The following is a 13,239-nucleotide window of genomic DNA, read 5'->3' as shown; positions in this document are numbered from 1 at the left end:
ATATATTTTTGCGGCTTTTAAACCAGGGCTTTAAGCTACGTATTGCCTGAAGGAAGTACACATGGCGTACTTTTCTGATTCGTGCTTATGCGTCCCGCGATCCTGATAAATTAATTTTGCCCATGATAGCTATTGGACAAGGCACGCTTTCGTTAGAAGATTTTTCTGATATTCTGTTTAACGGAAAGGAAGTTGTATTACAAAAAGAAGATCTGGAAAGGGTAGATACCAATTATCGTTTCCTGGTAAGTTTTTCGGCAAATAAAGTTATTTATGGTATTAACACGGGTTTTGGGCCAATGGCTCAATACAAGGTGAGTGAAGAAAACCTGTTGCAGCTTCAATATAATCTTATCCGGAGTCACAGCTCGGGGAGTGGCAACCTGCTGCAACCGCACCTTATCAAGGCGCTGATGATCGCAAGGTTGAACAGCCTTATGCGTGGATATTCAGGTGTACATATAGATGTTGTAATCCTGCTTAAAGAACTCATCAATAACAATATCTATCCCTGTGTTTACGAGCATGGGGGTGTTGGAGCAAGTGGCGACCTGGTACAACTGGCGCATCTCGGCCTGGTACTGATAGGCGAAGGCGAGGTTGTTTATGAAGACAAGATTCAGCCGACAATTGAAGTATTTAACAGGTGTAATATAAAGCCCCTTAGTATTCACGCGAGGGAAGGACTGGCTATTTTAAACGGAACATCTGCAATGACCGGCATTGGCATGGTCAATATTATGCAGGCGAGAAAACTGCTGGAATGGTCCGTTATCCTGTCTGCAATGATGAATGAAATTGTGGAGGCTTACAATGACCATTACTCTTATGAGTTGAATATTGTAAAACACCACAAAGGCCAGAACCGCATTGCCACCATGATGCGGGATGTATTAAAAGGCAGCGGAATGATCCGCAACCGTTCTGAGCATTTGTACAACGGCGACAATGTTATTTTACAGGAAGTTTTTGAAGACAAAGTGCAGGAGTATTATTCCCTGCGCTGCGTTACACAGGTTCTGGGACCAGTTTACGATACCATTTTTAATGCGGAAAAAACTGTTGTGGATGAGCTGAACTCAGTAAATGATAACCCGGTTGTTGATCATATTAATTACAATATTTTCCACGGAGGTAATTTTCACGGGGACTATGTCTCACTGGAAATGGACAAATTGAAGATTGCCATCACAAAGCTCTGTATGCTTTCTGAAAGACAATTGAATTATTTATTGAACGATAAGCTCAATCAGAAGTTCCCTCCCTTTGTAAACCTGGGTGTGTTAGGTTTAAACTTCGGCATGCAGGGCATGCAGTTTACCGCAACTTCAACAACAGCGGAAAATCAGACCCTGTCGTTTCCTATGTATGTACATAGTATCTCCAACAATAACGATAACCAGGACATCGTGAGCATGGGAAGCAATGCAGCATTGATCGCCAAAAAAGTGATTGACAATTCATATACTGTATTAAGTATACAAATCATGGCAATTATGCAGGCTATTGATTACCTGAATTGCCAGGAAAAATTGTCACCGCTGACACATAAAGTTTACACACAGATAAGAGAGGTCTTTCCGCGTTTTGTTGAAGATTTTCCAAAATATAAAGACCTGAAGAATGTGAAGAGCTTTTTGGAATCTTCAGCCGAGCTGATCTCATTTAAAGCGCACGACGAAAACTGAATAAATCAATACTAAGCAAGCATCTTAAACCAATATAATTAACGGCAATGAAATGTGCTTTAGTAACAGGAGGCTCCCGGGGCATCGGAAGGGCGATTTGTGTTAAGCTGGCTGCAATGGGTTATTATGTGATTATCAATTACAGGTCGAACGATCGTGAAGCAAATAATACACTTGAACTGGTAAACCAGGCTGGTAGTGAAGGAGAGTTGCTGCAGTTTGATGTTTCTGACAAGCAGCAGATTCAGCAGGTGCTGGCCAAATGGATTGAAGTGAACGAGGATAAATACATTGAAGTGCTTGTTAACAATGCGGGTATAAAGGAAGATGTATTGATGACCTGGATGCAGGATGAACAGTGGGATAATGTGATTAGAACAAACCTGGATAGTTTCTTTTACGTAACGCGCCTGGTACTGAATGGTATGATGCTGAAAAAATATGGCCGCATTATTAATGTAGTGTCACTTTCCGGACTGAAAGGTTTGCCCGGTCAAACCAATTATTCGGCGGCAAAAGCCGGCGTTATCGGCGCAACAAAAGCGCTGGCACAGGAGGTTGCGCGCCAGAATATTACCGTCAATGCCGTGGCTCCCGGTTTCATTAAAACAGATATGATTGAAGGCATTGAAGAAAAAGATATTCAGAAATTGGTACCAGCACGCCGCTTTGGCCAACCCGAAGAAGTTGCCCACGCTGTAGGGTTTCTGGCTTCACCGGATGCGGGATACATAACGGCCCAGGTATTGTCAATTAACGGTGGGCTATACTCTTGATAGGTGAGAGGTATGAGGCTTAAGGTGTAAGGTTTCAAACCTCATGCCCCGCCTTAAACCTCACACCTTAAGCCTCATGCCTCATCCCTTTCTTCTCACGCCTCAAAAAACAGTTATGCAAGACATTCTTTCCCTCATACCACAAGCTCCACCTTTTGTAATGGTAGACCGCTTACTGCAAGCGGATGAAACTACGGCGCGGACGAGTTTCAGGATTGTTGAAGAAAATGTATTTGTAGAAAATGGTTTTTTCAAAGAACCGGGGCTGCTGGAAAATATTGCCCAGACAGCCGCTGCCGGAGCGGGATTTAAAGCTCAACAGGAAAATAAACCTGTTGCAACGGGGTTTATCGGCGCCATTAAAAATTTTGAGGTTTTTGATTTGCCTGTCATCAACGATGAGATTGTCACCGAAGTTGTTATAAAAAACCAGGTATTTAATGTTACAATTATTGAGGGCAAAATTTGGCTCAACGAAAACATTATCGCAAGTTGTGAGATGAAGTTGTTTATAGGGGGCAGGAATAATTAATTTATCGAAATAAGAATAATGTCACCCCTTCGGGGTTTTATAAATCGCTTTATGTTCTTCTATAACAATTTCATCCCTTCGGGATTTGTTTCCACACTATCATAGGTGTTTAGAGGCCTTTCAACTTAATGGTCTAGATGTAAAATAGGGTTATCCATATTTAAAAAGTTTTATGGTTCGTTCTTGCTATTCAAATTCTCGCGTTTGGCACCAATCCCGAAGGGATGAAATTATTATAGCAACCGGCAACATCCTCGTTAAACACGGACGGGGTGACATAAATTGAGGGCAAAATTTGGCTCAACGAAAACATTATCGCAAGTTGTGAGATGAAGTTGTTTATTGGGGAGCAAGAATAATTAATTTATCGAAATAAGAATAATGTCACCCCTTCGGGGTTTTATAAATCGCTTTATGTTCTTCTATAATAATTTCATCCCTTCGGGATTTGTATCGACGCTGTCGTATGTGTTTAGTGGCCTTTCAACTTAAAAGTCTACATTGTAAAATATGTTTACTTAGGTTAAAAGTTTCATTATTCGCTCTTGGTATTCTAGTTCTCGCGTTTGGCTCCAATCCCAAAGGGATTTGTTTCGACGGCGTCGTGTGTCTAGTCACCTTTCGCCTTAAAGGTTTGCGTGTCAAATTGATTTACCTATGTTTAGAATGTTTTATTGTTCGTTCCTGCTATTTTAATTCTCGCGTTTGGCTCTAATCCCGAAGGGATGATATTATTATAGAAACTGAAATCATCCTCGTTAAACCCCGACGGGGTGACATTACTAATTCTCACGTTTGCCTCTAATCCTGCATGGATGAAATTATTATAGAAACTAGGGGAGCAGGAACAATTAATTATCGAAATACGGGTAATGTCACCTCTTCGGGGTTTTGTTAATCACTTTATGTTCTTCTATAATAATTTTATCCCTTCGGGATTTGTTTCGAATGTGTCGTGTGTGGGTGACCTTTCAACTAAAGGTCTACATGTCAAATAGATTTCCCTATGTTTAAAAAGTTTTATTGTTCGTTCTTGCTATTCTAACTCTCGCATTTGGCTCCAATCCCGAAGGGATGAAATTATTATAGCAACCGGCAACATCCTCGTTAAACCGCCACGGGGAGACATAAATTGAGGGTAAAATTTGGTTCAACGAAACCATCATCACAAGTTATGAGATGAAGCTGTTTATTGGGAACAGGGATAATTTATTATCTAAATAAGAATAATGTCACCCCTTCAGGTTTTGTTAATCACTTTATATTCTTCTATAATAATTTCATCCTTCGGGATTTGTTTCCACGCTGTCATAGGTGTTAAGTGGCCTTTCAATTTAAAGGTCTATATGTCAAATAGGGTTACCTATGTTTAAAAAGTTTTATTGTTCGTTTTTGCTATTCTAATTCTCGCGTTTAGCACCAATCCCGAAGGGATGAAATTATTATAGCAATCGGCAACATCCTCGTTAAACCCCGACGGGGTGACATTATTCTCCTCAACAACTGTTGAGTATAAAAAAATATAATTTATTCAGAGGGAACAGGTTAATTTGCGTCAATTATTTTTCTATTCTCCCTAAACTTTAACCAGCATGGCCGGAACATTCTCACAAATCTATATCCAAATTATTTTCGCTGTAAAAGGAAGACAAAACTTGATACACAAAGACTGGGATGACGAACTTTATCAATACATTTCGGGAATAATTACACAGAAAGGTCAAAAATCGATAATTGTAAATGGAATGCCGGATCACATTCATGTATTTATTGGCTTGCGTCCTTCAATGCTAATCTCCGATATGGCACGGGATGTTAAAAACAACTCAGCAAACTTTATTAATAAACGCCAATTTGTAGCAGGGCATTTTTCCTGGCAGGAAGGTTACGGTGTATTTTCGTATTCCCATTCGCAGTTAAGCAGCGTCTACGCATACATTCGCGATCAGAAAATACATCATCAAAAAACATCATTTAAGGATGAATATTTGCGACTTTTAAACAAATTTGAAGTAGACCACGATGCCAAATATTTGTTCGAATGGTATGATTAAAGCTATTTTTGATTTTTAGAATTCCCATAGTTGACTTATGACGGCTGGGGGAAGGATAATCCATGCTACATTTTACCATGCTGAATACCGGAAATTGTAGCGTCGGATGATATTATTTGGTATTTCCGCATAGGATCATTATGAAAGAAGTTTTTATTATCGCTGATAACATTATTTCTCCACTCGGATTCAGTACCGCTGAAAACTTTCAACAGCTTAAACAGTCTGTTTCAGGTGTTCAGTTGCATGAGGATAAAAAGATCGCTGACGAACCTTTTTACGCGTCTTTATTCCCTGCCGGTTGTGAACTTTTCATGGGTGACAAGTACACCCACTTTGAACAATTGCTGATTGCCTCCATCGAAGCAACGCTTAGTAGCGCCAACCTGGATATAACCAGCAAAAACACCATCCTGATCATCTCTTCCACCAAGGGTAATATCAGTCTGATTGAAACTGAGGAAAATAATGAAGCACTAAGAAAAAGAGTGGCATTGCACACATCCGCGCAACTGGTTGCCGATCATTTTCATTTCGCTAATAAGCCTTTGATTGTCTCTAACGCATGTATTTCCGGTTTGTTAGGAATTGTCACAGGCATGCGGTTGATTCAATCCGGTATTTATGAAAATGCAGTGGTAGTAGGGGCTGATGTCATCACCAAATTTGTGATGTCCGGTTTTCAATCTTTCCAGGCAGTGAGCGCAGAGCCGTGTAAGCCATTTGATGCTGACAGAACCGGAATTAACCTTGGGGAAGGTGCAGCTACAATTATTCTCTCTTCCAATAAGCAGGACGCTAAAAGCATAAAAGTAACAGGCGGTGCGACCGGTAACGACGCCAACCATATTTCAGGTCCGTCCCGAACAGGAATGGAGCTTAGCCATGTTTTACAAAAAGCAGTAAAAGAAGCAGGCATACAGAATGCCGACGTGGATTTTATTTCGGCTCACGGTACCGCTACTATGTACAATGATGAAATGGAGTCGAAAGCCATCACCATCGCCGGGATGGAGCATACACCGGTCAACAGCCTGAAAGGTTATTACGGACATACACTTGGCGCCGCAGGTTTGATTGAATCTATCATCACGCTTCAGCAAATGAAAGAGAACCTGGTAATTCCTACCAAAGGTTTTCAACAGTTGGGCGTTACAAAACCTGTGAATGTGGCCGCCAATACAATCATCCAAAAGAATTTAAAACATTGTCTTAAAATTGCATCCGGCTTCGGAGGATGTAATGGCGCCGTAGTGTTTAGCAAAGCAGAATAAGTGATCAACAGTAAACCAAAGAGATTGAGTTCAGAGAAACATATCATTGCCAGTTGCGTCATAAGTAACGGCATTGTCGAAAAGAATGGAACAAGGTTGTTTGAAGCACATGACGGAGATGTTCAGGCTTTCCTGGTAAATGCTTATCTGCATATGGGTATAGATTACCCAAAGTTTTACAAAATGGATGCATTAAGCAAACTTGGATGGTTGGCATCGGAGATCTTATTAAAAGACGAACCGTCTCTGAAAAAGTATGCTCCCGAAGAAATAGCCATTGTTCTTGGTAATGCCAATGCAAGCCTGGACGTAGATTTTAAGTATTACAAAACTGTGGAGGAGATTGCAAGTCCGGCTTTGTTTGTATATACCTTACCCAATATTATGATCGGTGAAATGTCCATCAGGAATGGATTTAAGGGCGAAAACGGATTTTTTATCTTTGACGAATTTGATGCCGGTTTTATGGAAACTTACGTTGGTGGTCTAATGGATAGTGGAACCACAAAACTTTGCATCTGTGGTTGGGTAGATGTCCTGGGTGAAGATTATCATGCAACGTTGTTTCTGGTTGAGAACGCCGGCGATGATACGATTTTATTCAACAAAGCGAATATGGATAAGATATTCAGTGGAAAGAAAATCTAAATGGAGCGTAACACAAACATACATACACCTGTATATATAGCCGGAGTCGGCATTATTTCTCCGATAGGAAATAATGTGGCGGAATGCCTGCAATCGCTTGAAAGCGGCAATGCCGGAATGGGGCCGATGAAATATCTTTCGTCTTTTTACAGCGGCGAAATTCCTGTTGCTGAAGTAAAGATGAGCAACGATGAACTTGCAGCTGTCGCAGGTGCATCAAATAAGACTAGCCGCACGGCTTTGCTAAGCATGATTGCGGCAAGGGAAGCTTTGCTTGACGCGGATATTGATAACATTGAAAGCCTCCGCACCGGATTTGTATCAGCTAACACAGTTGGAGGCATGGATAAAACGGAAAACTTTTTTGTTGATTTTTTGAAAGATCCGCAAAAAGGCCGGCTAAGGGATGTTGTCAATCATGAGTGCGGTAAGGTAACTGAAATCGCGGCCGATGCGCTGGGAATTCGTTCTTACATATCAACCATTAGTACAGCGTGTTCATCTTCTGCAAATGCTATTTTTTATGGCGCGAGGTTGATCAAACACAATATGTTGGATGTGGTTATCGCCGGTGGTACAGATTCAATGACAAAGTTTACCTTAAACGGGTTTAATACATTGATGATACTTGACCGCGGGTTCTGCAAACCATTTGATGACAACCGCCAGGGCTTGAACCTGGGAGAGGGTGCTGGTTATGTGGTGCTGGTATCGCAGAAAGTGGCTGACAGTTTATCGAAACGGGCATATTGCCAACTGAGTGGTTATGCTAACAGGAACGACGCCTATCATCAAACGGCATCTTCTCCTGATGGCAGAGGTTCTTATGCAGCCATGAGTGCTGCATTGCAAATGAGTGGTCTTCAGCCGTATGATATTGATTACATCAACCTGCATGGAACCGGAACGAACAACAACGATCTTGCTGAAGGAACGGCTGTGCAGCGATTGTTCGATCCGCATTATCCAAAAATGAGCTCAACAAAATCTTTTACAGGTCACACACTAGGCGCTAGTGGGGGAGTGGAAGCTGTATTTTCAGCATTAGCTATAAAATATGGATTGATTTATCCCAACCTGCGATTGCAAACGCCAATGCATGAATTTCCCTTTAAACCGGAAACAAGTTTATTAAAAGGAGAATCGGTTAACCACGTAATGTCCAACTCCTTTGGATTTGGAGGCAATTGTTCTTCCTTAGTCTTTTCAAAAATTGCAGGATGATAATGTATATAAGATCAGCGGCAGCCATATCACCACAGAACACATTTGGCGATCAGCCATTGCTGGCTGATGCAGTTGAATACAATAATAATTTACTGAAAGCGATAGAACCGGATTATAAAACTTATATAGATGCCAAACTCATCCGTAGAATGAGCCGGATCATTCGCATGGGTGTTGCCACTGCATCTCAATGCCTTCAGGATGCGGGTGTTCAACAACCTTCTGCGATCATAACGGGGACGGCTTATGGTTGTCTTGAAGACACCGGTATTTTTGTAAGCAGAATGATTGAGCAAGAAGAGCAAATGCTTTCACCCACAGCATTTATTCAGTCAACCCACAATACAGTTGGTGCACAAATAGCCTTAATGCTTCAATGTACCAATTACAACAATACATTTGTGCATGGCGCATTTTCATTTGAAAACGCATTGCTTGATGGAGTACTGTTGTTGAAAGAAAATGAAGCCGATACAGTGTTGATTGGTGGCATGGATGAGTTGACGAAATATAGTCATGATATTTTAAAACGATTCGGCCTTTATAAAAGAGAAGATATTTCCAATTTCGGATTGTTTAATGTACCTACGAAAGGAACTATCGCGGGAGAAGGGGCTGCTTTTTTTCTTCTGGCAGATCAGCCATCTGATAGAGATTATGCCCGCCTGGAAGCATTGTCGATAGTTTACAAACCAAAAAATATTGAAGCGTTAAAAGAGGAAATCCTGCGTTCACTGGAATCTCAATCTGTTGACCTCAACGAAATTGATCTCATTATTGATGGGCGAAACGGAGATATAAAAAACGATGCGATATATGATGAAGTGCAGAAAACCATCTTCCGGAATAAACCTTCACTACACTTTAAACACTTGTGTGGCGAATATCCGACTGCCGCATCATTTGCGCTATGGCTTGCCGCGAATATTTTAAAGGCGGGAGAAATTCCTCCCACTGTTGCGAATGATAAAGTGAAGAATATACAGCCCCAAAAAGTATTGATTTATAATCATTCTCAAAATATACATCATTCTGTGATGGTACTATCTGCGACTGACGTTAAAAAAAATATCCATTAATCATTCAATATCGCTTAGTTAAGCGACATCATTGATTTCTGAAATTCTCTCAACCGCCATAATCAGGCTTGGAAGAACAGGAAAACTTAAGAATGATTACGGGTGTGAGGTTTTCTTTTTTTATGTTCTTTTGGCTTGATCCAAAAGAACCCCCGCCTGAATGATTACAGATCGGGCAGGAAAAAATCAAGGCAAACCCGATCCCTCCGGGCGTTTTGCCGGCCAACGCCTCTCCAAAGTGTAGCTGGCATTACAGATGGCAAGCTGTTCTACACACTGATTTGTTATTTTTTTATTGCGTTCTTCCTCCTTGGCCGGAATGTTTACAAATTGCTACATCCAAATTCATTGAATCAATAAATGCCGAAGGCATTTTCGCCGCGCCGTAGCTTCTCTGCGTTCTTTGCGTGAAACTTTTGACGAGATTTCGATGAACGTTATTAGAAACTGTTCTTAACAGACACCATTGAAATGGCAACTGACTAAATTTGCATTTCGTTTGAAACAAATAAATAATGCTTAAAGACGATTTTTACCATATAATTTTTTCATCTGTTGAGGCGGACGTGTTACATGCAACACTAACTGTAAACAGCACTCACCGCATTTTTCAAGGTCATTTTCCCGGCCAACCCGTTGTTCCCGGCGCTTGTCTATTGCAAATTGTCAAAGAACTGACAGAGTTGGCCATTGGCAGGTCTCTCCGATTAATAAAAGCAGATGACCTGAAGTTCCTTTCAATCATAAACCCAAATGATAAGGATAGGCTGGCAGTAAACATACATTATTCGTTGACAGATTCCATGCACGTAAAAATCAATGCAACTATCCTGAAGAATGAAGACGTATGTTTCAAATGCAAAGCTACATTGCTGTAGCTGTGATCTACCGGCATTCGCCTGTTCCCCTTGCTAAATTTTACCCGATTATTCTGTTAAACTAACATCTCGCCTGCTACAGATTTCTCTGTTCTAAAGTTATGTACATTGTACCCCAGGTTGCATTCGCCTTTTTTGAATGCTGATTTTTTCCTTCATAATAGTACAATACATAAAAAATGAATTATCAGCGTTTTTTTCAATTATTCCTTTTCGCGTCACTTTTTCTTCCCGGTTTGCCCGGCGCATTTTCACAATCTGCCCCCATTACCCGGATGGGAACAACAAATACGGCATCATTTGATGATGGCTGGCTTTTTCAGCGTTATGGACTTCAACCCGATGGAACACGAAAAGAAGAACCTGCAGCGTTGGAAAATATGGCTCTCAACGATGCCAGTTGGCAAAAACTACAACTGCCGCACGACTGGGCCATCACCGGCCCTTTCAGAATAGAACTGGATGGCTCTACCGGCAAGCTTCCCTGGAAGGGGATTGGCTGGTACAGGAAGCATTTTTCCATTCCCGCAACGGATACAGGCAAACAGATTTTCATAGATTTTGACGGAGCTATGGCCTATGCCAAAATATGGCTTAATGGAAAATATGTTGGCACCTGGCCTTATGGATATACATCTTTCCGGATGGATCTAACACCATACATCCTGCCTCGAAAAGAAAACGTTCTGGCAGTTCGCCTGGATACAGAAAACTGGGACTCAAGATGGTATCCGGGAGCTGGAATTTACCGTCATGTATGGCTGGTAAAAACAGCGCCTGTGCACGTTGCTCACTGGGGCACATATATCACCGCTCCCAAAATAACCGATCGGGATGCAGTGGTGAATATTGCATTAACCTTGAATAATCAGTCCCAAAAATCAGCGACAGCAATTGCTCAGACAACATTGTATGAACTGGATGTATTGAACAGGCCGGTTAAAAAAGTAGCAGCCACAAAAGAATCGATAATCGATTTGAATGCAGGTGAAGAGAAAATTACAGAATCCCAGGCTACTATAACCCGCCCTAAACGCTGGAGTATTGAAGCGCCCAACAGGTATGTGGCACAAACAGTCATTAAAATAAATGGTAAAGTTGTAGATACCTATAATTCTCCTTTCGGCATTCGGACACTTGAATTTACCGCACGAAACGGGTTCCTGTTAAATGGCAAGCGTGTTGAGATACAAGGTACATGCAATCATCATGATCTAGGCGCTCTTGGTGCAGCATTTAATGAAAGTGCGTTGATAAGGCAACTGAACATATTGAAAGACATGGGCTGCAACTCATTGCGGACATCACACAATCCTCCGGCACCGGAGTTACTTGAATTAGCTGACAAAATGGGCTTCCTGGTTTGGGACGAAGCATTTGATGCATGGAAAAAAGGGAAACGCAAAAACGATTACAATAAGATTTTTGATGAGTGGCATGAAAAGGATTTGAAAGCGCTTATACATCGCGACCGCAATCATCCCTCTGTATTCATTTGGTCCATTGGTAATGAAGTTTTGGAGCAGCAAAATGTACAACTGACCAAACACCTGGCAGAAATTATGAAGCGCGAAGACCCAACACGTCCCGTTTCAAACGGATACAATGATCCTGATGGTGGTCGCAATTCAGGCGCTGCCACAGCATTAGGCGTTATGGGAGTGAATTATTTCTTTGGTCAACAGGCGAAATGGGATGCCGATCCACGATATGCCAACATGCCTACAATTGGCAGCGAGACCTCTTCCTGTGTTAGCACAAGAGGTGAATATTATTTTGGATCGAACGATTACCAGAACTGGCAAATATCATCATACGATAATGCCAAGCCGGGCTGGGGTTGCTCGCCTGATGAACAATTCAGAACCAACGCGAAATACCCCAATTTGCTTGGTGAGTTTGTATGGACAGGTTTTGACTATTTAGGTGAACCTACTCCTTACAATTCAGATGAAACAAATTTGCTCAACTTTCGCACCGACCCTTCTAAAAAAGAAGAGCTTGAAAAACAGTTGGAGTTTATCCGCAAAAATAATCCGCCTTCAAGAAGCAGCTATTTTGGAATTATAGACCTGGCTGGATTTCCCAAAGACCGTTTCTATAGCTACCAGGCGCATTGGCGACCCGATCTTCCAATGGCACATATTTTTCCTCACTGGAACTGGCCGGAAAGAATAGACTCTATAACTCCTGTGCATGTTTATACTTCGGGCGATGAGGCAGAATTGTTCTTAAACGGAAAAAGTTTGGGAAGGAAACATAAAACACCCGGGAAGGATTTTCGTCTCACCTGGGATAGTGTGCGATATGTGCCCGGTGAATTAAAAGTAATTTGCTATAAAAACGGCAAACAGTGGGCAACAGACATCGTAAAGACTACGGGAGAAATGAACAAACTTGTTCTTTCTGCAGATCGCATTGCAATAAAGGCAGGCGAAGATGACCTGAGTTTTATTACTGTTAAAGTAACAGATAACGCAGGACTTGTGGTGCCCCGTTCTCATCCGCTCATTCATTTTTCAATTGAAGGCCCGGGAGAAATTGTAGCAACAGACAATGGCAACCCCATTAGTTTTGTTCCTTTTCAAAGTCATGACCGCCCAGCCTTCAACGGAATGGCATTGGTAATTGTAAAATCAAAAGGTGGAGCTAAAGGCAAGTTCACCGTACATGCTATAAGCGAACAACTGGCAGAAGGCTCAATTGAGATAGAAAACAGGTAACCTTTTTTTATATCCCGTAATTTTTTTTTACGGGAATTAATCTTACCCAGGAGCCTCACTTTTAGTTCCCTTATCAAATGAACGAAAAGTGAGGCTTTATATTGATATGTATGCGTAATAGCGTTTAATGCACGCTACTGGCTCGTCAGAAAAAATAACCAGAGCAGCCCTAATAGCTGCTACATAATAACAAAGAAGTCTGTAAACAAGAGATGACAGTATACTTTTTGTCTATAGTCCGTAGGACTTAAAGTTTAATAGAAGCCGTAACATATAAGGTCTTTTTTGTCCGTTAGGACATTAACCCTTTTTAGTTGGTTAAAGTCCTAACGGACTATGATGTTCTCAATTTGCACATTT

General features: G+C 41.3%; 10 protein-coding genes. All 10 read left to right on the top strand.

Going from position 1 to position 13,239, the window contains the following annotated elements; genetic code table 11:
* The first annotated feature begins 122 nt into the window (after nucleotides 1-122).
* The 10 genes from flxA to galB all read left to right on the top strand — a co-directional run bounded on the left by flxA (nucleotide 123) and on the right by galB (nucleotide 12,879).
* A complete protein-coding gene (gene flxA / locus QTN47_RS11530) occupies nucleotides 123-1,688 on the top strand; it encodes a flexirubin biosynthesis tyrosine ammonia-lyase FlxA (protein WP_369329524.1) in 1,566 nt (521 codons plus the stop codon).
* Between the two features lie 47 nt (nucleotides 1,689-1,735).
* Nucleotides 1,736-2,464 carry a flexirubin biosynthesis SDR family reductase FlxB gene (gene flxB / locus QTN47_RS11525; protein WP_369329523.1) on the top strand — a complete coding sequence of 243 codons (729 nt, stop codon included), beginning with the start codon at nucleotides 1,736-1,738 and terminating at the stop codon, nucleotides 2,462-2,464.
* Nucleotides 2,465-2,579: 115 nt separating this feature from the next.
* Complete coding sequence (locus tag QTN47_RS11520; RefSeq protein ID WP_369329522.1) at nucleotides 2,580-2,996, top strand: hotdog family protein; 417 nt, start codon at nucleotides 2,580-2,582, stop codon at nucleotides 2,994-2,996.
* 1,592 nt (nucleotides 2,997-4,588) lie between these two features.
* Nucleotides 4,589-5,050: an IS200/IS605 family transposase gene (gene tnpA, locus QTN47_RS11515; protein ID WP_369329521.1), complete on the top strand. Its 462-nt coding sequence runs from the start codon at nucleotides 4,589-4,591 to the stop codon at nucleotides 5,048-5,050.
* 140 nt (nucleotides 5,051-5,190) lie between these two features.
* Nucleotides 5,191-6,324, top strand: a complete 1,134-nt coding sequence (locus QTN47_RS11510) for a beta-ketoacyl-[acyl-carrier-protein] synthase family protein (RefSeq protein ID WP_369329520.1) — start codon at nucleotides 5,191-5,193, stop codon at nucleotides 6,322-6,324.
* Nucleotides 6,325-6,348: 24 nt separating this feature from the next.
* Nucleotides 6,349-6,972: a hypothetical protein gene (locus QTN47_RS11505; RefSeq protein ID WP_369329519.1), complete on the top strand. Its 624-nt coding sequence runs from the start codon at nucleotides 6,349-6,351 to the stop codon at nucleotides 6,970-6,972.
* Entirely contained in the window at nucleotides 6,973-8,196 is a 1,224-nt protein-coding gene (locus QTN47_RS11500) for a beta-ketoacyl-[acyl-carrier-protein] synthase family protein (RefSeq protein ID WP_369329518.1), read from the top strand. It begins immediately after the preceding gene.
* Between the two features lie 2 nt (nucleotides 8,197-8,198).
* Complete coding sequence (locus QTN47_RS11495; protein WP_369329517.1) at nucleotides 8,199-9,278, top strand: beta-ketoacyl synthase chain length factor; 1,080 nt, start codon at nucleotides 8,199-8,201, stop codon at nucleotides 9,276-9,278.
* A 515-nt stretch (nucleotides 9,279-9,793) separates the two neighbouring features.
* Nucleotides 9,794-10,156 carry an ApeI family dehydratase gene (locus QTN47_RS11490; protein WP_369329516.1) on the top strand — a complete coding sequence of 121 codons (363 nt, stop codon included), beginning with the start codon at nucleotides 9,794-9,796 and terminating at the stop codon, nucleotides 10,154-10,156.
* A gap of 179 nt (nucleotides 10,157-10,335) precedes the next feature.
* Nucleotides 10,336-12,879, top strand: coding sequence for a beta-galactosidase GalB (gene galB / locus QTN47_RS11485; protein WP_369329515.1), 2,544 nt, complete (start codon nucleotides 10,336-10,338; stop codon nucleotides 12,877-12,879).
* The last annotated feature ends 360 nt before the right edge of the window (nucleotides 12,880-13,239 follow it).

The organism is Danxiaibacter flavus, from assembly GCF_041060425.1.
Taxonomy (GTDB): domain Bacteria; phylum Bacteroidota; class Bacteroidia; order Chitinophagales; family Chitinophagaceae; genus Danxiaibacter; species Danxiaibacter flavus.
This window is presented reverse-complemented; position numbering and strand designations above follow the sequence as displayed.

Bases quoted from the DNA above. Each gene is read 5' to 3' on its own strand.
- galB (WP_369329515.1), top strand. From the start codon at position 10,336: ATGAATTATCAGCGTTTTTTTCAATTATTCCTTTTCGCGTCACTTTTT.
- flxA (WP_369329524.1), top strand. From the start codon at position 123: ATGATAGCTATTGGACAAGGCACGCTTTCGTTAGAAGATTTTTCTGAT.
- flxB (WP_369329523.1), top strand. From the start codon at position 1,736: ATGAAATGTGCTTTAGTAACAGGAGGCTCCCGGGGCATCGGAAGGGCG.
- QTN47_RS11495 (WP_369329517.1), top strand. From the start codon at position 8,199: ATGTATATAAGATCAGCGGCAGCCATATCACCACAGAACACATTTGGC.
- QTN47_RS11510 (WP_369329520.1), top strand. From the start codon at position 5,191: ATGAAAGAAGTTTTTATTATCGCTGATAACATTATTTCTCCACTCGGA.
- QTN47_RS11500 (WP_369329518.1), top strand. From the start codon at position 6,973: ATGGAGCGTAACACAAACATACATACACCTGTATATATAGCCGGAGTC.
- tnpA (WP_369329521.1), top strand. From the start codon at position 4,589: ATGGCCGGAACATTCTCACAAATCTATATCCAAATTATTTTCGCTGTA.
- QTN47_RS11520 (WP_369329522.1), top strand. From the start codon at position 2,580: ATGCAAGACATTCTTTCCCTCATACCACAAGCTCCACCTTTTGTAATG.
- QTN47_RS11490 (WP_369329516.1), top strand. From the start codon at position 9,794: ATGCTTAAAGACGATTTTTACCATATAATTTTTTCATCTGTTGAGGCG.